The sequence below is a fragment of the Gillisella terrae genome, assembly GCF_004801395.1.
Classification (GTDB): Bacteria; Pseudomonadota; Alphaproteobacteria; order Rhizobiales; family Rhizobiaceae; genus Allorhizobium; species Allorhizobium terrae.
Window position 1 is genome coordinate 301017 of record NZ_SSOA01000004.1, and the last position, 22745, is coordinate 323761.

Annotated in this window: 18 protein-coding genes; 4 read left to right on the forward strand and 14 right to left on the reverse strand. The window is 55.2% G+C overall.

What is annotated here, in order from left to right; all coding sequences use genetic code 11:
* Positions 1-179: 179 nt before the first annotated feature.
* The 13 genes from E6C51_RS10955 to putA form a co-directional block, all read right to left on the reverse strand.
* A complete protein-coding gene (locus E6C51_RS10955) occupies positions 180-1274 on the reverse strand; it encodes a protein-glutamate methylesterase/protein-glutamine glutaminase (RefSeq protein WP_146934130.1) in 1095 nt (364 codons plus the stop codon).
* Positions 1275-1280: 6 nt separating this feature from the next.
* Positions 1281-2132, reverse strand: a complete 852-nt coding sequence (locus tag E6C51_RS10960) for a CheR family methyltransferase (RefSeq protein ID WP_190235959.1) — start codon at positions 2130-2132, stop codon at positions 1281-1283.
* A 118-nt stretch (positions 2133-2250) separates the two neighbouring features.
* Complete coding sequence (locus E6C51_RS10965; RefSeq protein ID WP_146934125.1) at positions 2251-2745, reverse strand: chemotaxis protein CheW; 495 nt, start codon at positions 2743-2745, stop codon at positions 2251-2253.
* A 1-nt stretch (position 2746) separates the two neighbouring features.
* Positions 2747-4549 (reverse strand): HAMP domain-containing methyl-accepting chemotaxis protein, encoded by a 1803-nt coding sequence (locus E6C51_RS10970; RefSeq protein ID WP_190235960.1) that lies wholly within the window; start codon positions 4547-4549, stop codon positions 2747-2749.
* Between the two features lie 154 nt (positions 4550-4703).
* Entirely contained in the window at positions 4704-6620 is a 1917-nt protein-coding gene (locus tag E6C51_RS10975; RefSeq protein WP_190235961.1) for a methyl-accepting chemotaxis protein, read from the reverse strand.
* Positions 6621-6912: 292 nt separating this feature from the next.
* Positions 6913-8607, reverse strand: coding sequence for a methyl-accepting chemotaxis protein (locus E6C51_RS10980; protein WP_190235962.1), 1695 nt, complete (start codon positions 8605-8607; stop codon positions 6913-6915).
* A gap of 8 nt (positions 8608-8615) precedes the next feature.
* The gene (locus tag E6C51_RS10985; RefSeq protein ID WP_146934113.1) at positions 8616-9140 is read right to left on the reverse strand and encodes a chemotaxis protein CheW; all 525 of its coding nucleotides are present in this window, start codon (positions 9138-9140) and stop codon (positions 8616-8618) included.
* Entirely contained in the window at positions 9137-11158 is a 2022-nt protein-coding gene (locus tag E6C51_RS10990) for a chemotaxis protein CheA (RefSeq protein WP_146934110.1), read from the reverse strand. Before E6C51_RS10990 ends, E6C51_RS10985 begins: the two co-directional genes overlap by 4 nt.
* Entirely contained in the window at positions 11155-11523 is a 369-nt protein-coding gene (locus tag E6C51_RS10995) for a response regulator (RefSeq protein ID WP_146934107.1), read from the reverse strand. Before E6C51_RS10995 ends, E6C51_RS10990 begins: the two co-directional genes overlap by 4 nt.
* Positions 11520-11849: an STAS domain-containing protein gene (locus tag E6C51_RS11000; protein WP_146934104.1), complete on the reverse strand. Its 330-nt coding sequence runs from the start codon at positions 11847-11849 to the stop codon at positions 11520-11522. Before E6C51_RS11000 ends, E6C51_RS10995 begins: the two co-directional genes overlap by 4 nt.
* Positions 11846-12970 carry an HD domain-containing phosphohydrolase gene (locus tag E6C51_RS11005; protein ID WP_146934101.1) on the reverse strand — a complete coding sequence of 375 codons (1125 nt, stop codon included), beginning with the start codon at positions 12968-12970 and terminating at the stop codon, positions 11846-11848. The genes E6C51_RS11000 and E6C51_RS11005 overlap by 4 nt, the downstream gene beginning before the upstream one ends.
* A gap of 439 nt (positions 12971-13409) precedes the next feature.
* Positions 13410-14639: a TIGR03862 family flavoprotein gene (locus tag E6C51_RS11010; protein WP_190235963.1), complete on the reverse strand. Its 1230-nt coding sequence runs from the start codon at positions 14637-14639 to the stop codon at positions 13410-13412.
* 12 nt (positions 14640-14651) lie between these two features.
* A complete protein-coding gene (gene putA, locus E6C51_RS11015; protein ID WP_190235964.1) occupies positions 14652-18350 on the reverse strand; it encodes a trifunctional transcriptional regulator/proline dehydrogenase/L-glutamate gamma-semialdehyde dehydrogenase in 3699 nt (1232 codons plus the stop codon).
* A gap of 127 nt (positions 18351-18477) precedes the next feature.
* Here putA and E6C51_RS11020 point away from each other — a divergent pair, with 127 nt between their 5' ends.
* Positions 18478-18948 (forward strand): Lrp/AsnC family transcriptional regulator, encoded by a 471-nt coding sequence (locus E6C51_RS11020; RefSeq protein WP_190235965.1) that lies wholly within the window; start codon positions 18478-18480, stop codon positions 18946-18948.
* 64 nt (positions 18949-19012) lie between these two features.
* On the opposite strand, the gene E6C51_RS11025 is transcribed toward E6C51_RS11020, so the two are convergent.
* Complete coding sequence (locus E6C51_RS11025; protein ID WP_186827742.1) at positions 19013-19177, reverse strand: hypothetical protein; 165 nt, start codon at positions 19175-19177, stop codon at positions 19013-19015.
* 271 nt (positions 19178-19448) lie between these two features.
* Between E6C51_RS11025 and E6C51_RS11030 the strand changes: the two genes are divergently transcribed.
* From E6C51_RS11030 to ispG, 3 genes are all read left to right on the forward strand, one after another.
* Positions 19449-20045: an IMPACT family protein gene (locus E6C51_RS11030; protein WP_190236037.1), complete on the forward strand. Its 597-nt coding sequence runs from the start codon at positions 19449-19451 to the stop codon at positions 20043-20045.
* 133 nt (positions 20046-20178) lie between these two features.
* Positions 20179-21324, forward strand: coding sequence for an MFS transporter (locus E6C51_RS11035; protein ID WP_190236038.1), 1146 nt, complete (start codon positions 20179-20181; stop codon positions 21322-21324).
* A 124-nt stretch (positions 21325-21448) separates the two neighbouring features.
* Complete coding sequence (gene ispG / locus E6C51_RS11040) at positions 21449-22699, forward strand: flavodoxin-dependent (E)-4-hydroxy-3-methylbut-2-enyl-diphosphate synthase (RefSeq protein ID WP_146934086.1); 1251 nt, start codon at positions 21449-21451, stop codon at positions 22697-22699.
* Positions 22700-22745: the final 46 nt, after the last annotated feature.

Sequence of the window (22745 nt, forward strand, 5' to 3'; positions counted from 1 at the left end):
CTCGCATCTTCGAGCCTTGGTATAAGACGATAAAGCGCCGCGCATTACCTCAACTGCATAATTCCTTAAACCGATTCCGATTCAAGGAATTATGCAGTCGTTCAACAGAGCTGCGCTTTATCCTCATTTTGAGAACCGGATTTTTCCGAAAACCAGTTCCCACTTTTCAGACCAAAGCTTCAGCGCCTGCGGTCGGCTGCCAGAATTTCCGGCGCGATCTGGTGAAGCGGCACGGTTTTATCGACGCCGCCGTGGGCAATGGCTTCCTTGGGCATGCCAAACACAATGCAGGTTGCCTCGTCCTGCGCAACCGTGAAGGCTCCGGCCTGATGCATTTCCAACATGCCGCGCGCGCCGTCATCGCCCATGCCTGTCATGATAACGCCCATGGCGTTCGCTCCGGCGGCTCTGGCTGCCGAGCGAAACAGCACATCCACAGAGGGGCGATGGCGCGACACCAGCGGACCGGGCTTGACCGATACGTAATAGCGCGCACCTTGCCGCTCCAGCAGCATGTGGCGATCGCCCGGCGCAATCAGCACATGGCCGCGCAGCACCGGATCACCATTTTCCGCTTCCTTGATTTCCATTTCACACAAGCCATTCAAGCGCTTGGCAAAGGCGGCTGTGAATTTTTCCGGCATATGCTGAACAATGACAATGCCGGGAGAGTTGCCGGGCATTTTTTCCAAAAGCTCTCGAAGCGCCTCTGTGCCGCCCGTTGATGCGCCAACGCACACCACCATTTCGGTGGTTTTCGCCATGGCACGGCCGGTGGGCGGCGGTAGCATGGCATCAGCGGTCAGTTTTTTAGCAGGCTCATGCACGCCTGAGGGTCTGTCCGCGGCAATCGCCTTGCGGGTGCCAAGGCGTGCCTGAGCCGCACTTTTCACCACCTGGCAGATGCGCTCGGCCTGCTCGGCCAGGTGGTCTGCGGCAGCAATCTTGGGCTTGAGAATAATGTCGACTGCACCGGCCTCCATGGCCTGCATCAGGGTTTCGCTGCCAGCTTCCGTCAGCGACGAGCACATCACCACAGGAATAGGCCGCTGCGACATCAGCTTGCGCAAAAATGTAATGCCGTCCATGCGCGGCATTTCCACGTCCAATGTGATAACATCCGGAATTTCTTCGGCAATTCGCCTTGCCGCCACAAACGGATCGGGAGCGACCCCGATCACCTCTATATCCGGATCCGATTGCAGCACTTCAGTCAGAATCTGGCGCACACTGGCTGAGTCATCAACAACCAGAACCCGGATTTTTTTCCTCATCCCCGATCAGTCCTTCCTGAACACCGTATTAGCCAGCTGCCGAACAGGCAGACTCATTCCCGCAATCGACTCAGAATGGCCGATGAAAAGATAGCCTCCCGAAGCCAAACACTCACACAACCGCTGCAAAACCTGTTGCTGAGTCTTCTTATCAAAATAGATCAGAACGTTGCGACAAAATATAACATGCATCGGCTCTCCGACCTGATAGCTGCTATCCATCAGATTCAGGCGACCAAAGCCAACGTGCGAGCGCAATTTTGGTGAAATGCGAACCTCATTCCGCGATTTATCAAGCGATTGCATGACATATTTCGCTGCCATGGCACGCGGCACCGGCTCCAGCATGTCTTGCGGATAGACCCCACGCCGCGCCTTTTGCAACACATCGGTGGAAAGATCCGTGGCCAGAATGCGGTAATCCATGCCACTGCGCTGTTCCAAATAATCCGCAATCACCATGGCAAGCGTGTAGGGCTCGGCACCAATCGAGCAGGCCGAACTCCACACCCGAAGATTGCGCACACCTTTGGCATCAAAGGCCGGCAGCACCTTGCTGGCGAGATAATCGAAATGGTTCGGCTCGCGAAAAAAATCCGTCTTGTTGGTTGTCACCGCATCAATCAGATGCACGGCCTCTTCCTCAAGGCCGCCCTGATCAAAGATATAAGTGCAATAGGCATCAAATGAAGAAATACCCGTGGCCCGCAACCGTCTGCGCAGCCGTCCTTCCAGCATCGTCATCTTTGCTTCCGGCATTTTAATACCGCTGTATTCAAAGATATAGTTCGACAACCGTTTGAAGTTTCTAGAGCTGATCCGATGATCATCAAATGTTGTCTCGGCCAAAGCACCCACGCTGGCATTCTCCTGTCATCATGCTCTTGAGCGCCTCACACCATAGACGGGGTGCAAAGGTCGCTGTAACGTTTTTAATCCGGCGCATAATTCCTTGAATGTTCTTCGATCCAAGGGATTATGCTGTGGCCAGTTTTCTCGATCCGGTTGCGGCCAGCGCAACCTCCTCGCCCGAAAACAACCGGGCGAGATCGATAATCACCACAAAGCCCTGCTCGCGGCGCACCACGCCATGAATGTAATCAGAGCGCCATTGAACGCCGATATCCGGTGCCTGCTCGATATCCTTGAGGTGAAAAGGAATGACCTCAAACACCTTATCGGCCACCACACCAACCGCCAAAGAGCGGTTGGCCAGTGGGATATCCATGACGAGAATGCGGGTATGGGGTGTTTTGACCGTGGCCGTCATGCCAAGCCGAAGGCGCAGATCAATCACAGGAACACCCTGCCCGCGCACATCGCGCAAGCCGAGCAGATAATCGGGTCCATGAGGAATCTTGAAAGCATCCTCATGGTCCAGGATTTCCCGGACCACCGCGACAGGCACGGCAAACACCTCTTCACCAAGGCTGAAGGTTACGAATTGCTGCTCGGAGGAATTTTCACTCATATCATGCGCTTTCCTTGAAAAGACGATCTTCTTCATCAGGCCCGCCCATGGAAAGGTCGAGCGCAAAACCCTGGGCGCGTGCCTGCTGGGTGCTGACAGATTGCTTGACGGCTGGTTTTTTTGCAGGAGCTGCTGCTGCCCGGCTTGGCGTTGCCTTTTTGGTCGGCATTGCGCGCGTGTCCGAAGCGCGATCCACCCTGAAGAAGGCGATCGACGCTTGCAGCTCTTCGGCCTGGGCGGCCAGCTCTTCAGATGTCGCCGACATTTCTTCCGAGGCACCGGCATTTTGCTGCGTCACCTTGTCGAGCTGCTGGATCGCCTCATTGATCTGGCTGGCTCCAATATCCTGCTCGCGGCAGGCCGCCGAGATTTCCGAAATCAGTTCGGCCGTCTTGCGAATATCTGGCACCAAGCGGTTCAGCATATCGCCAGCCTGGGTTGCCACCTGCACGGTTTCGCCCGACAGCGTGCTGATTTCGGCAGCCGCAGCTTGAGAACGTTCAGCCAGCTTGCGCACTTCAGACGCAACAACCGCAAAGCCCTTGCCGTGTTCACCGGCACGGGCGGCTTCCACAGCCGCATTCAGTGCCAGAAGATCGGTCTGACGGGCAATTTCCTGCACGATCGAGATTTTCTCGGCAATGGTGCGCATGGCACCAACAGCGCGGGCAACGGCCTCGCCAGAGGCTTCAGCATCCTTGGAAGACTGACGAGCAATCTTTTCGGTCTGGGCTGCATTGTCGGCGTTCTGCTTGATATTGGCGGCCATTTCTTCCATTGAAGCTGAAGCTTCTTCGGCGCTGGACGCCTGCTCGGTCGCACCCTGGCTGACCTGTTCGGACGCGGACGACAGCTGCTGGCTGCCAGACGATACATTCTCACCGGCAGCAATGGCGTCACCGACAACACCACGCAGGCGCTCCACCATCAATTGAAGCGACTGACCCAAAGTATCCTTGTCGGAGAGCGGCGTTGGCGTGACCGTCAAATTGCCATTGGCGATTTGGTCGGCAATATTTGCTGTATTGCGCAGGTTGGATGTCATCACCTTGACACTATCGACAACGTCACGAATTTCGTCATTCGTCTTGATGTCAACATCTTGATTCAAATCACCAATCGCGACAGCATCAGCCACCGACTTGACCTTCTTCAGGCCGGAATTGATGCTCATGGCAATCCAGATAGCGATGGCTGCAGAGAGAACAATCAAGATTGCAATTCCAGCGAAAAGACTATCGCGAGAAAATGCATATTGCTCGTTGGTTGATTCATCCGTCTGCTTCAGGTCGGTTGCGATTTCACTGTTCAAAGCCCCCAGTGTTTGCAGCAAGGTCTCTGTAATCTTTGCGCCATCTCCCATGGAAATCTCGCCAGCCCGCTTATTGCTCTCATCCGTATTTTCAGTTGCAAGCTTGAGAACAGTATCCTGCATTGCTCTCCAGCCTGGCAATTGAGACTGAAACTGCTCTACCTTCGCCTTGATCGATGGATTCGTTTCCAAACCAAGGGCTTTTACCAGCCCGTCAATAGTGGCGCGGCGCTGCATGACGCCCTCAACATATCCGCTAATCTTGCCTGGATCGGTATTGATGATCGCATTTTTCTCATCACGCACCGAATAGAGAACCGCATCGGAAAGATCGCTGGAGTTGCGAAGGTTGGTTGCCGGACCCGCGATAATGTCAGTAATTGCACTATTGAGCGAAGACAGGTTGATAATGGCCAAAGTGGCCATTGCACACGACATCATGATGATAAGAGTGAAAGCAAGTGCCAGCTTGGTTTTAATGGTGAAGCGCATAAGCGTTGTTCCGTTATAAAGAGAGCTTCAAAAGTGAGCCCAGAACTGAACGACATCATTCATCAGAAAAGGGTATAACTGTCCGGCGCTTGTTTAAGCTTACGTCGGATGGTGCCGGGCCGATTAGCCCGCCACCACATTGCGCTAGAGCCTGTCATGCGCTCTGGCGGAAATCATTGTCTTCGTCGTCAGGCCCACCCATGGACAGATCCAGAGCAAAGCCTGACACGCGCTTTTGCTGGGCGCTGACCGTTTGGGCACCGGACACTTTACGAGGCGCAGCCTTCGACTGTGGCTGATTGCGAACACTCGTATTGCTCGAAGTTGCTTTTTTAGAAGATACTCCATCAACCTTAAAAAAGGCTATAGATGCTTGCAGCTCTTCAGCCTGGGCCGCCAATTCTTCAGATGTCGCCGACATTTCTTCCGATGCACCGGCATTCTGCTGGGTTACCTTATCAAGCTGTTGAATTGCTTCATTGATCTGGTTGGCACCAATGTCCTGCTCGCGGCAGGCCGCCGAGATTTCCGAAATCAGTTCGGCCGTCTTGCGAATATCTGGCACCAAGCGGTTCAGCATATCGCCTGCTTGGGTGGCCACCTGCACGGTTTCACCCGATAGTGTGCTGATTTCGGCAGCCGCCGCTTGAGAACGTTCAGCCAGCTTGCGCACTTCAGAGGCAACAACCGCAAAGCCCTTGCCATGTTCGCCAGCGCGGGCGGCTTCAACAGCCGCATTCAAGGCGAGCAGATCGGTCTGACGAGCAATTTCCTGCACGATCGAGATCTTATCGGCAATGGTGCGCATGGCACCCACAGCACGGGCAACCGCTTCGCCAGAGGCTTCGGCATCCTTGGAAGACTGACGGGCAATCTTTTCGGTCTGGGCTGCGTTATCAGCATTCTGCTTGATGTTGGCGGCCATTTCTTCCATCGAAGCCGAAGCTTCTTCGGCGCTGGACGCCTGCTCGGTTGCCCCTTGCGACAATTGCTCGGAACCGGACGAGAGCTGCTGGCTGCCAGAAGATACATTCTCGGACGCCGACAGCGCGTCGGCAACAACGCCCTTCAACCGCTCAACCATGTTTTGCAATGCGATGCCAAGTGTATCGACATTTGAACGCGGCTTGGGTGACACAGTGAGATCGCCCGAAGCAATCTGATCGGCAACCGCAGATGTTTCGCGCAAATTGTGAACCATATTGCGCATGGAATGGCCCAAAACATCCTTGTCCGAGAGAGGATGGATGTCTCTGGAGAGATCACCCTCTGCGATGAGATTGGCGGTGGCTGCCGTATTCCGCAGGTTCTCCGTCATCACATTGATTGTATCGACCAGATCCTTGATTTCATCATTGGTCTTGATCTCAATTTGCTGATCAAGATCGCCACGGGCAACACCTGCTGCAACGGTCTGGATTTTCTGCAAGCCGCGACTGATACCAAGCGCAATCAAAAATGCCGCAATCGATGCAATTGCCAGTGCAACCCCGACAATGATAAACGTAGTTGTCTTCGTATTATCATAAAGGTCATCGGTATCAGCATCGGCCTGTTTCATCTGCTCTCTGCTGGCTTCGACGCGACCATCAACAATGTCACCGATCCTGTCCATGACCTGGCGACCATCGGTGCGGGCCTTATTGATCGCTCCCTCCGAATTGCCAGCCCGCACCAGCGCGCGCACCTCGTCATCAATCTTGTACATCTGGTCAGCCAGACGCGACACTTCCGCCCAATCAGCCTTACCCTTCTCCGTCTTTGCGGTGTTCATCAGAACTGTCAGGGTATCAGCGAAATTTTTGCGATGACCATCACTGTTGGTCATTGATTTTTCGGCTTGAGCAAGCGTTGCTGCCGTTGCCATATTCATCTCGGAACGGGCAATTCGCAATTGAATCCGGCTAATTTCCTGAGCAGCCCGAAGGCGCTCCGCCGGCCCCGCGATCATCTCGCTGATCGCGTTATTGAGTGAATTGAGGCTGGAAATTCCATAAAGACTGCTTCCCACCATCATGGCGATGATAAGAGAAAATGTCAGCGCTAACTTGAGTTTGATTGTGAATCGCATGAGTTGATGTCCTTCAATACGAGTGAGCTGATATGAGCTGGGATGCTGACCTTTCAGCTGGAAACTGCACCAAAAAGGGCCATTGTTTCGCGTCGAGAAGGCAAAAGCGGTTTGAAAGCAGGTACAATCACCTGTTCATTTTCCATCCGCACGGCATTGAGAGCTATTTCATTCAAGAAAAGACCAAGGTCTAAGCAATGCGCCTTGTTCAATTTCCGACGTGTTCTACGCAGCGATCTCATTCACCCGCAGGGGATCTGGCAGCCGAAGATGCCAGATCCGTTTTCAAATATTACGCGCTTTGGCGAAAATCATTGTCTTCATCGTCTGGTCCGCCCATGGACAGATTCAGCGCAAACCCCTTGGCGCGAGCCTGTTGGGCGGTTACTGTTTGCGCAACCACTGGCCTACGGTTCGATGCGACAGCATTTGTCGTAGATTGCGTAGAAAACCGTGCTGACTGAGCGACGCGAACAGGCGCTTTTTTCTCGTGGGCACCATCAACCTTGAAGAAGGCGATAGAGGCTTGCAGCTCTTCGGCCTGGGCGGCCAATTCTTCCGAGGTTGCCGACATTTCTTCCGAAGCACCGGCGTTTTGCTGGGTTACCTTGTCAAGCTGTTGAATCGCTTCATTGATCTGGTTGGCACCAATGTCCTGTTCGCGGCATGCCGCCGAGATTTCCGAAATCAGTTCGGCAGTCTTGCGAATATCTGGCACCAAGCGGTTCAGCATATCGCCTGCTTGCGTTGCCACCTGCACGGTTTCGCCCGACAGCGTGCTGATTTCGGCAGCCGCCGCTTGAGAGCGCTCAGCCAGCTTGCGCACTTCAGACGCAACAACCGCAAAGCCCTTGCCATGTTCGCCAGCGCGGGCCGCTTCAACAGCCGCATTCAAAGCAAGCAGATCGGTCTGACGGGCAATTTCCTGCACGATGGAGATCTTATCGGCAATGGTACGCATGGCACCCACAGCACGGGCAACCGCTTCACCAGAGGCTTCGGCATCCTTGGAAGACTGACGGGCAATCTTTTCGGTCTGGGCTGCATTGTCGGCGTTCTGGCGGATGTTGGCAGCCATTTGCTCCATCGAAGCGGAGGCTTCTTCGGTGCTGGACGCCTGCTCGGTGGCACCTTGAGACAATTGCTCAGAACCGGAAGAAAGCTGCTGGCTGCCAGAAGACACGTTGTCAGACGCTGCAAGCGCATCCCCAACAACACCACGCAGGCGCTCAACCATGGTATTGACATATTCCAGCAAGGTTCCGATTTCATCACGCGAGCGGATCTCTGCAAATTCCGTCAGGTCGCCGTCCGATACTTTGCGAACCGCCACAACTGCACGATTGATACCACCGGTCACGCTCATCACAATCCAGATTGCCGCGATAACAGCAACAATCGAAGCTGCAGCAGACAGGCCGATCAGCATCGTGCTGACTTTTCCATACTCCACATCGCCAGCTTCTTCCGCAGCAGTCAGTCGGCTCTGCTCAAGTGCAACAATTTCGGACAGGGCTTTATCAATCTCATTTACCAGTTTTCGGTTTTCACCATTGGAGATTTTCAGCGCACCAGTGGTATCCCCTGCCAAAACCAGGCTTTGAATAGCGTCATCCTGCTTGCGGAACTCCGTTTCAAGGGCGTTTAACTTGTCCCAGACGACCCGGCCAGCAGCCGTTGCCTTGGCCGTCACTGCCGCGAAGGCTGTGTCGAAATTGGTGCGTGCATCTTTGGTCTTGACAATTGTCGCTTCACGCTCTTGCTCGGTTGGTGCGAGCAACAGATTTTTTTGCTGGCGGATCTGTTCCAGCTGCTCCACCTGAAGCACCTGAGCAAGGCGCAAACGGTCAACAGGACCTTCCAGAGCATCGCCCATCGCATCATTGAGAGTACCAAGGCTGCGAATGCCCAAAAATGAGCTGCAAATCAGCAAAACCACAACAAAGCCGAAGGCTAAAGCCAATTTAAGTTTAATAGTAAAGCGCATACTCAGCCTCAATTTTGCTGCGTTGTTGTGGGCATTCCCACGCGTTGGTCGGTGCCGGCGAAAATGGCCTGCAGATTTGGTAGGATAATGAATTCGCCATCACGCTTGACCAGACATTCAATGTAGTCAGCGCGCCAGCGCATGCCCACACGCGGGGCAGGCTCACTGGCAGACCGCATTAAGGTGGTCACCTCAAAAACGCGGTCGGTGCGGATGCCTGTCAGGGCCAGCTCGCCGTCGAGTTCCAGCTCGATCACAATGATCCGGCTATCAATGGTCGGCTCGGTTGCCTCCATGCCGAAGGCCAGGCGAATATCGGCAAGCGGAATAACCTTGCCGCGAAAGTTAATGACGCTGGAGACAAATGGCTTGGCACCCGGCACTTTGGTTTCCGGCAAAAGATCGATGATCTCCTGCACCGTCACCGCTTCAATGGCAAAGGTTTCGCCATTGAGATTGAAGGTCAACACAGCCAGATCGTCACGGCCACGCCAGAGGTTTTGAAAATCGCTCATTGTGGGTACAACACTCATCCTGCTATCCGCAATTGCGCCTCCTGCTGTTGGCCAATACTGACCAGATTGGTGACATCCAGAATCAATGCCACACTGCCGTCGCCCAAGATTGTGGCACCCGAGAAGGTCACCACATCGTGGTGCAGCCTCGACATGGCCTTGATGACCGTCTGATGATCGCCGATGATCTGATCCACCACCAGGCCAACCCGCTCATTGCCGGTCGAGATAACAACGACCTTCTGATAGGGGTCGGGCTGCGTTCCGGTGCGGAACAGGTCGCGCAGGCGAAGGAATGGCACCAGACTGTCGCGCAGCGAGATAAAGCTGCGACCACGCGATCTCAGATCATCCTCAATCGACAGCTCAAGGCATTCCTCAACCGCAGACAGCGGAATGACGTAGCAACCGGCACCAACGCGTACCAACAGGCCATCAATAATCGCCAGCGTCAGCGGAATGCGCAGTGAGATTTCCGAGCCTTTTCCTTCTTCACTGCGGATATCGATAACGCCGCGCAGGGCTTCGACGGTCTTTTTCACCACATCCATGCCAACGCCACGGCCGGAAAGATTGGTGATCTGCTGGGCGGTCGAAAAACCAGGCTGGAAAATCAGCTGCAACAGCTCCTGATCCATCAACTGCGCGCCCGGCTGAATGATGCCCGAGGATTCCGCCTTGGCCCGCACACGCTCACGATTAATGCCGCGGCCGTCGTCCTTGATGGTGATAATCACCTCGCCGCCCGACTGGCGCGCCGACAGAATGACCTTACCTGTCTCCGGCTTGCCAGCAGCCACACGATCCTGCGGCATTTCAAGGCCGTGGTCGATGGAATTGCGCACCAGATGCACCAGCGGATCGGCAAGGCGCTCAATGACGGTCTTGTCCACTTCCGTGGTTTCACCTTCGGTCTGCAATTCAATGATTTTGCCGGTTTCACGGGCCAGATCATGGACGAGACGACGGAACCGGGTAAACAGACTGCCAACCGGCACCATACGCAGAACCATCATTGTGTCGCGCAATTCACCAGACAGACGCTCGACATCCTCTGAGACCGACCGCAGCATGATATCAGCGCTTGAGCCTGCCAATTGCGACAGGCGGGACTGGGCAATCACCAGCTCGCCAACGCGATCCATCAATTCGTCGAGACGTTCAGCCGGAACACGCACATTTTCCGCAGCGGGCTTGCCATGCTTGGCATCAACCGGTGCCTGCGCGGCTGCCGGGGCTGACTTTTGCTCGACAGCAGTAACGGGGGCTGCAACAGCAGGTGCCGCCACCGCCGCTTTTGGTGCTGCTGCTTCTGGTGCCTGCTCCTGCTTAAGCTCGATCTCCATATCATCCATGACGAAGATAAACACATCTTCGATATCGGATTTTGGCTTGTCCGTGGTCAATGTCACGGTCCACCCCAGATAAAGCTCTGAGGGCGTCAAACTGTCGAGATCAGGAATCTTTGACTTGTCGGCAACGACCTTGCACTCGCCCAACTCACGCAATTCATCCAGCAAGCCCAGCGGGTTTGTACCGTTGATCATGGAATTCATCGGCAGACGGAAAACCAAAGTCCAGACCGTTGCACCCGAAGATGTCGCCTCAGCGGCACCAGCCGCTTGCGGCACCGCAGCAGCAGGCGCATGAGGATGCGCACCACCTGCGCCAACGGCTGCCTGCAATTTGGCCAACAACACATCGCCAGCCATTTCATGATCGCCGTTGGGCGTGGCGACCAGAGATTTCATATGGTCTTGCGCATCCAGAACCGCTGCCACAAGCTCGGCTGTCGCGGGCACTTCGCCCTTGCGCACCCGGTCAAAAGCCGTTTCGCAATGATGGGTAAAAGCGGCAAGCGCTTCAAAGCCAAACATTGCCCCGGATCCCTTCAGGGTGTGAAGGCCGCGAAACACCGCGTCGATCTGATCCTGATTGGAGAGGTCATGCAACAGATCAAGCAGACCACCCTCAATCTGCTCGAACAGCTCGGCTGCTTCCGTCCTAAAAACCTGAATGGGATCCAGATTGGTCATTTGCCCAGAACCTTTCGCGCAATTTTGACAAGCTGATCAGCGTCAAAGGGCTTGGTGATCCAGCCCGTGGCACCCGCGGCTTTCGCCCGCGTCTTCATCGCCGCATCCGACTCCGTGGTCAGAAAGATGATTGGAATGCCGGTGTGTGCAGGCGATTTGCGCAAGGCCTCAATCATGGCCAAGCCATTCATGTTCGGCATGTTCAAATCGGTGACAATCAAATCAAACTGCGCTGATTTTGCTTTGTTCAAACCATCGAGGCCGTCAACGGCCTCTGTTACCTTGTAGCCAGCATTGGTCAGGGCGATCTTCGTCGTCATGCGAATGCTGGCGGAATCGTCAACGGTCAGGATATTGGCGCTCATTGTATTTGCCTTTCATGCAACCAGAAAAATCGATCAGAGGGATCTATGTCCGTCAGAAATCCGCCACGCTCGAGAACGGCCAGCAGTCCGCCGCTTGCCGGCCGCAGCAAGGCGATCTCTTTTTCCTCTGATTGTGCAAACAGGCGCGCAGATTCAACAACTTGAATAAAGCTCAAGTCACAGTCAGCGTCCTGTGGCACATCAAGGACGATACTGTCGGCTGCGGAAAACCCTGCGAGGACCGCATCCTTGATGACTTGCGCGGTCCGAATGGTGAGCGCAGATGGAAGTGCGACCGTTTCGGAAATCTTGGAGGTCAATGTCATGAACGTCCTCTCCCTGCATACTGAGGGTGTGGTTCGGAATGTTGATCCTTTGAAAGGGGTGGCGTGGCAGCGATGCGCAATTTTACGGACAGATCTTCGTGTGTTGCCATGATTGCGGAGATCTTGGTCCATTGCCGCTCAAAAGCATCGACACAGGCCGGATCAAAATGGTGGCCCTTTTCGCGGAAGATATGGACCAGAGCGTCATGCGGCGTCCAGGCCGCTTTGTAAGATCGGGGCGAGCACAAGGCATCGAACACATCCGCCAGCGCAACGATACGGGCTTCAATCGGAATATCCTCTCCGCACAGTCCTTTCGGATAGCCCTGACCATCCCATCTTTCATGGTGGCCACCGGCGATGCGCTCTGCCACCAGCAAAAGATCCGACGTGCCATTTTCGAGGATTTTAACGCCGATATCGACATGCTGGCGCATAATGGCGCGCTCTGCAGGCGTCAGATGGCCCGGCTTTGCCAAAATATCATCGGGAATGCCAATCTTGCCAATATCATGCAAAGGGGCTGCCAGATAAATCCTGCGGCAAAGGTCTGGGTCAAGATTAAGGTCCTGCGCGATCAGCAGGGCAATTTGCGCCACCCGTGAGACATGATCACCCGTTGCGCCGTCACGATATTCAATCGCGCGCGCCAGGCGCCAGATAATCTCTTCTTCGCTGGCCGCCAGTTCTATCGATTTTGCATGAACCACGGCCACAAGGCCTTCTGCACGGCTCGCCAGCTCCAGATGCGCGCGGCGCAAATTCATCAAATTTTTAACGCGCGCTTTCAGCTCAACCATATCCACAGGCTTGTGCAGAAAATCCGTTGCCCCGGCTTCGATTGCACTCACCTTCAGGAGCCGCTCGGTCTCCGAGGTAATCATGACAATCGACACCAGATCATAGGCAGGCATGGCGCGCAGCGCCCTGATCACATCAATGCCCGTGAGCTTGGGCATGTTGTAATCGACCAGAACGAGATCAAAATTTTGCTGAGCGCATTCAGCTATAGCCTGTTCCGGATCTTCAAACGCATGGACGTGAATGCCATCAAGCTGCTCAAGCTCATGACGCAGCGCCAAAAGCACAGAGCGGCTGTCGTCAATCAGAACAACTTTCAAAGTTTTGCTCCACTATCCTGGCACAAGCCCTCTCAAAGCAGTCAATTGACCATGCGAGAGCGCCCGCAACGTTTGCAACGCATCGGCATCATATTAAATTTTTGAGAAACCATTCCGCATCATGCAGGGGCAGTCTGACGAGTGAGAGATAGTTGAATGCAACCATCTTTTACTCTGGTTGTATATTCGCGCCTACCGGTTAAAATAGAGCTAACATACCTATTCTATCGTTGCTTTATTGCGTTAGCACTAACGAAAAAAAGCGTCACAACCAAAATCCGTCAGAAGACGACACAGAAATATCACGCATGCGCCGAAATTGATGATGATTATATTCTGGGTTAGACGAAGGTAGCAGGTTCTGGCGCAAGCCAATTCAACTCAATACTATCACCAACTATATCGCAGGCGATGCAGAATGGATTTACAACTATAGAGCTTAGTTGGATTTCATATTGGCGGTATTGTTTAGCCATCTGAGCATAGAGCGACCGGCCGCCCGGCCCGTTGCAAAACAGGCCGTGAGAAGGTAGCCGCCGGTAGGGGCCTCCCAATCCAGCATTTCACCTGCCACGAACAGGCCGGGGCGCTGGCGCAGCATATAGCCATCATCAACAGCATTCCAAGCCACCCCGCCTGCCGAGGAAATCGCTTCCGCAATCGGTCTTGGGCGCAAAAGCGGCACCGGCAAGGCCTTGATATATATGGCCTGCGTCTTGCTCTCCAATGTCGCAATCTGCGGCACCCGTTCGCGCAACAGAGCCACTTTTACACCATCCAGATGCGCAGCCTTGCGAAGCCGTGTCGAAAAACTGGCTTTTTCCGGTTGACGGGCAAGATCCTGCTGAAGGCGCACAAGCGATTTGGCGGGTGCAAGGTCCAAAACCAGAACGGCCTCACCGCTCTGTTCCAGGGCATCGCGAAGGGCACTGGCATGGGCATAAATCAGGCTGCCCTCAACCCCATGGCTTGAGATGACAAACTCACCCTGCGTTGTGCCGAGGGCCGATGTGATTGTTACCGATTTCACCGGCTCACCTGCAAAACGACTCTGGAAAATTGGGGACCAGTCGACATCAAAACCGCAATTGGCAGGGCGAAAATCGTCAACAGCAATGCCGTGCTGTCTCAGCCACGGAATCCATTGCCCATCCGAGCCCAGCTTGGGCCAGCTTGCACCGCCCAGCGCCAACAGCGCGGCATCGGGCTGAATGATCATTTCACCATCCGGAGTTGCAAAACGGTAACCGTCTTGTGCAAACCCCGTCCAGCGATGGCGGGGACGAATCTCTACCCCGCGCGCCTCCAAATAGTGAATGAAGGCGCGCAACAAGGGCGACGCCTTCATCACCGTTGGAAAAACCCGGCCGGAACTGCCAACAAAAGTTTCGGTGCCAAGGCTTTGCGCCCAATCGCGCACATCTTGCGGGGTAAAGGCATCGAGTGCGGCTTTCAGCCGCTCGTTTGCACTCCCGAAACGCCTGGAAAACCGCTGGTAGTCCTCGGAATGGGTGATGTTGAGGCCGGATTTTCCGGCCAGCAGGAATTTTCGCCCAAGCGTCGGCATGGCTTCATAAATGGTCACGCGATGACCATGACCGGAAAGAACATCTGCCGCCATAAGCCCGGCCGGGCCGCCGCCGATGATGGCAATGCTCTTCTCAGTCATCTATATCCTACGCTATCCAATCGCCATCAAGCTGGCATTGCCGCCTGCTGCCGCCGTATTGGTGGAGATCGACACTTCTTCCACCAGCCAGTCAAGGCAATAGGGATTGCTATCGCCCATGTCAGCGCTTGCCGCTGCCTGCACCAGTAGCAGCGGGCCGGGCAAAGCCGCAATGGTTTTGTTGAGAGCAATCAGCTCTTCCCCTTCACCTTCCAAGAGAGCGCCTGCAAGCGCAACACTGGTCCAATTCTGCTTCTCGCTGATCTGAAGGTGGGCAAGCACAGGCTCAGGCAGGTTTCGCAACAATGGTTTCAGATCATCCTTGACCTCAAGCAGGGCCGAATTGCCCGTGGCGAGCACGCTTGCCAATTGGGTATAAAGCCCTTGCGCCGTCTTTGGCACCAGCAAAATACGTCCGCGTGGATGCAACATATAAAGATTGCGCTCGCCCACCGGCCCGGGCATCTCCTGCACCTGACCAAGCCGAGATAGCGTAGCCAGATGGCGTGCGGCTTGAGCATCCTCGCCCTTGGTGTCCAGCCAATCAGCAAAAGCAATCAGGCCGGGATCGACTATTGCTTCTCCTCTGTGCTGCGACGGCAGGGTCTTTTCAACCAAACGGCCGAGGTAAAGCGGACCGCCCGCCTTTGGCCCCGTGCCCGACAGACCGCGCCCGCCAAAGGGCTGCACACCCACCACGGCCCCAATGACGTTGCGATTGATGTAGAGATTGCCGGCCTTGATCCGCGCCGTGACATGCGCAATGGTTTCATCCAGCCGGGTGTGCAGGCCAAAGGTCAGGCCATAGCCGGTGGCGTTGATCTGATCGATCAACCGATCCATGTCAGCGCGGCGATAGCGAAGCACATGCAAAACCGGGCCAAACACTTCGCGGCTCAACTCTGCCAGATTGCTGATTTCGATAATGGTGGGTGCAACGAAGGTGCCGTGCTCGGTGCCGGCCAGCGCTCCGATTTGCTCAACCTGTTTGCCCTTGGCACGCATGGCCTCAATATGGCGCTCGATGATGTCTTTGGCCTCTGCTGAAATCACCGGGCCAATATCGGTTGCCAGCATATCCGTGCGGCCAAGGCTCAATTCATGCAGGGCACCCTTCAGCATTTTCAAAGTGCGATCGGCCACAGCATCTTGCAGGCACAAAACCCGAAGCGCCGAGCAACGCTGACCGGCGCTGTCAAAAGCCGACGCAATCACATCGGCCACCACCTGCTCTGCCAGCGCCGACGAATCGACAATCATGGCGTTTTGACCGCCAGTTTCAGCAATCAGCGGAATGGGCCTGCCATTGGGCAATAAACGCCCCGCCAATTCTGTCTGGATCAGCTTGGCAACCTCGGTAGAACCTGTGAACATAACACCTGCAACACCGGGGGCAGAGGTGAGAGCTGCGCCGATGCGGCCATCGCCCAACACCAGCTGAAGGGCTGCCAGCGGCACGCCAACCCCATGCAGGATGCGCACGGCCTCTGCCGCAATCAAAGGCGTTTCCTCAGCAGGCTTGGCCAAGACCGGATTGCCTGCCACCAGAGCGGCCGCAATCTGCCCGGTGAAAATGGCCAATGGAAAATTCCATGGGCTGATGCAAACCACGGGGCCAAGCGGCTTTGTCTCTTCGGTAAAGGTGCTTCTTGCCTGAGCCGCATAGTAGCGCAGAAAATCAATCGCTTCGCGCACTTCGGCAATGGCGTTGGGGGCCGATTTTCCGGCCTCACGCATGATTAGCCCCAAGAGCGTGGGCAAACGCGCCTGCATCACATCGGCTGCTTTTTCCAAAAGCGATGCGCGGTGGTCGGGCGTGGTTTCTGCCCAGACCTGCATCTGTGCCCCGGCATGAAGAACGGCCTGTGTGGCATCCCCTTCCGTTGCATCAAACACAGTACCGACCACATCCCGGTGGTCGCCGGGGTTGAGCACTGACCGGCTTTGGCCTTCACCGGAGGCGGCCAAAAGCTGCGGCTTTGCCTCCCACTCCGTGGATGCGGTCGATTTCAATGTCTCGCTCAGCGACTGCAACACCATTTCATTGGAAAGATCCAATCCGGCAGAGTTTTTCCGCGCCCCATAAATCTCGGTGGGTTTGGCAATCTTCTCATGCTGCGCACCCGGCACCGGCATCGCCCGCACACCATCAACTGGGTCGGCAATCAAATCATCAATCGAGACATTGGGATCGGAAATACGGTTGACGAAAGACGAGTTGGCCCCATTTTCCAACAGGCGACGCACCAGATAGGCCAGCAGCGTTTCATGGGTGCCGACCGGCGCATAGATTCGGCAGGGGCGGTCGAGCTTGCTGGCTCCCACCACTTCATCATAGAGCGGCTCGCCCATGCCATGCAGGCATTGGAACTCGTAAGAGCCGATTTTAAAATCCGGCCCGGCCAGCTGATAGATGGTCGCCAAGGTCTGGGCATTGTGGGTGGCAAATTGCGGAAAGATCACATCGCGCGCCGCCAGCAGCTTTTTGGCGCAGGCGATATAAGACACGTCTGTATGAATCTTGCGGGTAAAGACAGGAAAATCCTCAAGCCCATCCACTTGCGCGCGCTTGATTTCAGCATCCCAATAGGCCCCCTTGACCAAACGCACCATGATGCGGCGGTTTGCACGACGCGCCAGATCAATGATGAAATCCAGCACAAAGGGGCAGCGCTTGCCATAGGCCTGCACAACAAAGCCCATGCCGTTCCAGCCATTCAAAGCCGGATCAAGGCATAGCTCTTCCAGCAAATCCAAAGACAGCTCCAGCCGGTCGGCTTCCTCAGCATCAATATTGAGGCCAATGTCATACTGCTTGGCCAGGACGGCCAATTGCTTCACCTTGGGCAGCAACTCACCCATCACCCTTGCTGTCTTTGCGCGGGTGTAGCGCGGATGCAGCGCTGACAGCTTGATGGAAATGCCCGGACCTTTGTAAATCCCACGCCCGTTTGATGCCTTGCCAATCGCATGGATGGCGGCTTCATAATCACGGTAATAGCGGGTGGCGTCGGCGTCTGTGGTCGCAGCCTCGCCCAGCATGTCGTAGGAATAGCCAAAGCCCTTGGCTTCCAGCCTCTGCGCCCGCTTCAAAGCCTCTTCAATGGTTTCGCCGGTAACAAATTGCTCGCCCATCATCCGCATGGCCATGTCAACGCCACGCCGAATAACCGGCTCACCACAGCGGGCAATCAACCGCGTCAAAGCTTTGGACAGGCCGCGGTCATTGACGGTTGATGTCAGCTTGCCCGTCACCACCAGCCCCCAGGTGGCAGCATTGACAAACAGCGAGCGCCCGCCGCCCAAATGGGCTTTCCAGTCGCCTTCCGCGATCTTGTCTCGGATCAGCGCATCGCGGGTGGCATCGTCTGGAATCCGCAGCAGCGCTTCCGCCAGACACATCAGGGCCACGCCCTCCTGGCTGGAGAGCGAATATTCATGCACCAGACCTTCCACCCCGGTGCCCTTGTGCTTGGCCCGCAACGCCGTGATCAACCGGCGCGCCGTTGCCGCCGTGGCCCGCTTCAAATCCTCTGGCAATGTCGCAGGTTCCAGAAGGGCTTGAATACACTCCGGCTCTGAACGCCGATAAGCCTGCGTAATCGCCTGCCGCAATGGGCTTTGGGCGCGAATGGGCGGCGCAAAATCTGCAAACACCGCAGCATCTGCCGCTTTCGTCTCAAGCTTCTGGGTGGAATTGGCCTGTTGCATCGCGACGCCTTTGATACGAGTTTTGCCTAGTAAAAATCATATCATGGGATTCGCAACGTCATCGAACTTGAATTTCAGCGAAATCTAGGTCATTTCTCCAAATATTAGATATTTTTCAGGAAAAATAATGAAAAAATCCGACATTCCCGGTGAATTGGATATGTTCGACATGAAAATTGTCGAGGCTTTATCGCAAGATGGCCGCATCTCCATCACCGAGCTATCGCAACGGGTGGGCCTGTCAAAAACACCCTGTCAGGTGCGATTGAAGCGATTGATCGATGAGGGCTATATTTTGGGCTTTCGCGCCGTGCTGGACGCGCGCAAATTTGGCCTCGACCATATTGCTTTTGCCGAAGTGAAATTAAGCGATACGCGCGAGACGGCGCTGAATGAATTCAATGCGGCGGTGCGCAAAATTCGCGAGGTGGAAGAATGCCACATGATCGCCGGTGCGTTTGATTATCTGCTGAAAGTGCGCACCAGCGATATTCGCCGCTATCGTCATGTTTTGGGAGAGAAGATTTCCAGCCTGCCGCATGTGTCGAGCACATCAACCTTTGTGGTCATGCAGGCTGTGAAGGAATATGGTCGTTAAAGCATTTCCAGCAAAAGTGCGTAGCGGTTTTGCGTCAGGACAATGCGTTAACATCCGCCTGAATTTAGTGAACAGTATCGGGGCGCTGATAATTGTCGTCGAGAATGTCCAGAACTTCGCGGAGCGAATTGACGAGAACGTCGGTCAACGAATCAATTTCCTGACTCAAAACCAGAGCGGCCAAATTGGAGTGGTCGGTGTTTGTGTCGAGGTCAAAATCGTCTGACATAAGCGGATCCTGTCTTTTTCGCCGGGCTCATCCCGGTTTTTCAAGTCACAGCGCCCAACGTCATCATGACGCGAAAAGACGCGGTAACATCTTAAAATTGCTCCGTAAAACCAGACGAATCGCAGCGCTGGCCTTCACAAAAACAAGCCTATAAACACTCGCTTGCGCGGAACTGGATCGACGGTGCCGCGCAAGACATAAACCGCTGCAAAAGACGTCAAAGACCAAAGATCAACCTTTGCATCTTGACCAAATCACGTCACAACAGGCCATGTTTACCCTGCCCCGCCTACACAGCTATGATCAGGAGATCAAGAAGAGCCGGTTTCGCGCCCTTGCCTGTCCCATCGCTTCCGAAGAAGATGCCAAAGCGCTTTTGGCTGAGCACAGTGATGCCAATGCAAACCACAATTGCTGGGCATGGCGGCTTGGGCAAAATTACCGTTTCAACGATGATGGCGAGCCTTCCGGCACCGCGGGCAAGCCAATCTTGCAGGCCATTGATGGCCAGCAGATGGATGGCGTGTTGGTCATTGTCACCCGCTGGTTTGGTGGGATTTTGCTGGGCAGTGGTGGCTTGATCCGCGCCTATGGCGGCACCGCCGCCGCATGTTTGCGCGAAGCCGAGAAGGTTGAGGTCATTCACCGAACCACGCTGACATTGCGGGTCGGCTTTTCCGATCTGGCGCTGGTGAAAGCCAGACTGTCGAGCGTCGAAAATATCCTGATCAACGCAGAAAACTTCACCGAAACCGGGGCAGACCTTGCTTGCGCCATCCCGGAAACCGAGAGCGAGGCAGTTGCCAAAATGCTGATCGATATGACCGCAGGCCGAACCCAGTTGGTGAAAGAGGATGATCAGGCCTGATCCTCTGTAACAGGCTCAAACCATTCGTGATCCCCATATCTGAATCAAGAACTTGCAAATTAAATCGATTTAAAAGAACAATCCCGCCATTCATCCCCACAGTTATCCATGGAGGAGGCCAACAGTGCTGGTTATGAAATTTCCAAAAGAACGCATGGCGGTCTCAATGCTGTTTCTGATAAACGGCTTTATCCTTGGCTCATGGGCACCGCGCATTCCGGGCTTTGCCGAAAAGCATGCGTTAAGTGAAGCCCAATTGGGGCTGATGATTCTGGTGTTTGGCATTGGCTCGGTTGTGTTTATGCCCATCGCCGGGGCGCAAATTGCCCGCTTTGGCTCAAACCGTGTCAGCCTTATTTCTGCGGCGCTGTTTTTGCCGACCTTGTTTTTGTTAAGCGCAGCCCCGACCATTCCCCTGGCTGTGCCTGCCATTTTCCTGTTTGGCGGCCTCATGGGGGCCATGGACATTGCCATGAATGCCAATGCGGTTGAAACCGAGCGCTTTATGAAAAGCGCCATCACCTCATCCTGCCATGCTTTTTGGAGTGTTGGCGGTTTGATTGGCGCAGGTCTTGGCGGTCCGTTGATTGTTGCCGTTGGCCCCACGGCCCAGAGCCTGATTGCCACCCTGCTGGCGGCGGCCCTTTTGATCTACGCATGGCCCCGCCTGCTGCATGACAAGCCCCATGCGCAGGAAAACCACCCCAAAGCCAGCCTGCCAAGACATGCTCTGCCATGGCTTTTGGGCCTTGTGGCACTGTTCAGCATGATTCCAGAAGGCAGCGTGCTGGATTGGGGTGCCCTTTACATGCGCAATGAATTGGGTGCCAATATTGCCCTGTCGGGCTATGCCTATGCCGCTTTCTCACTCACCATGTCGATCATGCGGTTTGCCGGTGATGGCGTGCGCAACCGATTTGGCGCAGTCAAGACAACGCAAATCTGCGCCCTCATTGCCATCATCGGCCTTTTGATTGCTGGCTATGCAACGGATGCATCGGTGGCTATTTTAGGCTTTGCGCTGATGGGTATTGGCATTTCCAATCTGGTGCCGATTGCCTTTTCGGCGGCAGGCAATCTGCCCGGCATGGCCCCCGGCGTTGGTATCTCGGTGGTCAGCACCATGGGCTATTCCGGCATTCTGGTGGCCCCTTCCCTGATTGGCTTTATTGCCCAGCACACCTCGCTGGCGCTGGTGTTCAAAGGCCTGCCGGTGCTGATCGTTGTCGTCTTGCTGCTATCGAAGCTTGTGCGCCACGCCGATCAATCTCATTCCTGAGAGGCAACCCGAAAAATCACGGCTTGAAAAAGCCAACTCTTGTCACGATGTTGACAACCGAACATGATTGATCCACCTGACAAACACATCTGACGATCAATTGACCACAATGATAGGTATCGCCATGGCGTCCGCTGAAGACTTTGACCCGAAACCGCGCCGCGCTTCTGTTGCCGTTGATGTTGGCGGCGTGATTGTTGGCGGTGGTGCTCCGGTTGTTGTGCAATCCATGACCAATACCGACACCGCCGATGTGGATGCAACGGTTGCGCAGGTGGCAGCCCTGCATAAGGCGGGCTCGGAAATTGTTCGCATCACCGTGGATCGCGATGAAAGTGCGGCGGCAGTGCCAAAAATTCGCGAGCGGCTGGAGCGCCTTGGGCTGGATGTGCCGCTGGTCGGCGATTTTCACTATATCGGCCACAAGCTTCTGGCCGATCACCCGGCCTGCGCCGAAGCGCTTGCAAAGTACCGCATCAATCCCGGCAATGTTGGCTTCAAGGATAAAAAAGACAAGCAGTTTGCCGATATTATTGAAATGGCCATTCGCTATGACAAGCCGGTGCGCATCGGCGTCAACTGGGGGTCGCTCGATCAAGATTTGTTGACCAGACTGATGGATGAGAACCAGGAAAAGGGCTTTCCGCTGTCTGCCCGGCAGGTGACGCGCGAAGCCATTTGCCAGTCGGCGCTGCTGTCGGCCGAGCTTGCCGAAGACATCGGCCTTGCCCGCAATCGCATCATTCTGTCGGCCAAGGTCAGTCAGGTGCAGGATCTGATCGCGGTCTATTCCATGCTGGCTGAACGCTCCAACCATGCTTTGCATCTGGGCCTCACGGAAGCGGGCATGGGCTCCAAGGGCATTGTCGCCTCCTCGGCTGCCATGGGCTATGTGCTGCAACACGGCATTGGCGACACTATCCGCGTTTCCCTCACCCCGGAGCCAAATGGCGACCGCACCCGCGAGGTGCAGGTGGCGCAAGAACTGTTGCAAGTCATGGGCTTTCGCCAGTTTGTACCGGTTGTTGCCGCCTGTCCGGGCTGTGGTCGCACCACGTCTACGGTGTTTCAGGAGCTGGCGCAAAAGATCGAAAATGACCTGCGCAAAAACATGCCGGTATGGCGCGAAAAATACCCGGGCGTTGAGAGCCTGAATGTTGCGGTCATGGGCTGCATCGTCAATGGACCGGGTGAATCCAAACACGCCGACATTGGCATCTCCCTGCCCGGCACCGGCGAAAATCCGGCAGCCCCGATTTTCATCGATGGGCAGAAAGCCATGACCCTGCGCGGTCCCAAAATCGCCGAGGAGTTTGAAGCTCTGGTGATTGATTATATTGAAAAGCGCTACGGCCAAAAAACAGCGGCGGAATGACCACTCCGCCCTTTTCTTGATATCGCCGCAATTGCTATGTTCAGGA

Excerpts from the sequence above, each read along its gene's own strand:
- E6C51_RS10955 (WP_146934130.1), bottom strand. The coding sequence starts at position 1,274 with ATGAGGAAAAAAATCCGGGTTCTGGTTGTTGATGACTCAGCCAGTGTG.
- E6C51_RS10965 (WP_146934125.1), bottom strand. The coding sequence starts at position 2,745 with ATGAGTGAAAATTCCTCCGAGCAGCAATTCGTAACCTTCAGCCTTGGT.
- E6C51_RS10970 (WP_190235960.1), bottom strand. The coding sequence starts at position 4,549 with ATGCGCTTCACCATTAAAACCAAGCTGGCACTTGCTTTCACTCTTATC.
- E6C51_RS10975 (WP_190235961.1), bottom strand. The coding sequence starts at position 6,620 with ATGCGATTCACAATCAAACTCAAGTTAGCGCTGACATTTTCTCTTATC.
- E6C51_RS10980 (WP_190235962.1), bottom strand. The coding sequence starts at position 8,607 with ATGCGCTTTACTATTAAACTTAAATTGGCTTTAGCCTTCGGCTTTGTT.
- E6C51_RS10985 (WP_146934113.1), bottom strand. The coding sequence starts at position 9,140 with ATGAGTGTTGTACCCACAATGAGCGATTTTCAAAACCTCTGGCGTGGC.
- E6C51_RS10990 (WP_146934110.1), bottom strand. The coding sequence starts at position 11,158 with ATGACCAATCTGGATCCCATTCAGGTTTTTAGGACGGAAGCAGCCGAG.
- E6C51_RS10995 (WP_146934107.1), bottom strand. The coding sequence starts at position 11,523 with ATGAGCGCCAATATCCTGACCGTTGACGATTCCGCCAGCATTCGCATG.
- E6C51_RS11000 (WP_146934104.1), bottom strand. The coding sequence starts at position 11,849 with ATGACATTGACCTCCAAGATTTCCGAAACGGTCGCACTTCCATCTGCG.
- E6C51_RS11010 (WP_190235963.1), bottom strand. The coding sequence starts at position 14,639 with ATGACTGAGAAGAGCATTGCCATCATCGGCGGCGGCCCGGCCGGGCTT.
- putA (WP_190235964.1), bottom strand. The coding sequence starts at position 18,350 with ATGCAACAGGCCAATTCCACCCAGAAGCTTGAGACGAAAGCGGCAGAT.
- E6C51_RS11020 (WP_190235965.1), top strand. The coding sequence starts at position 18,478 with ATGAAAAAATCCGACATTCCCGGTGAATTGGATATGTTCGACATGAAA.
- E6C51_RS11025 (WP_186827742.1), bottom strand. The coding sequence starts at position 19,177 with ATGTCAGACGATTTTGACCTCGACACAAACACCGACCACTCCAATTTG.
- E6C51_RS11030 (WP_190236037.1), top strand. The coding sequence starts at position 19,449 with ATGTTTACCCTGCCCCGCCTACACAGCTATGATCAGGAGATCAAGAAG.
- E6C51_RS11035 (WP_190236038.1), top strand. The coding sequence starts at position 20,179 with ATGAAATTTCCAAAAGAACGCATGGCGGTCTCAATGCTGTTTCTGATA.
- ispG (WP_146934086.1), top strand. The coding sequence starts at position 21,449 with ATGGCGTCCGCTGAAGACTTTGACCCGAAACCGCGCCGCGCTTCTGTT.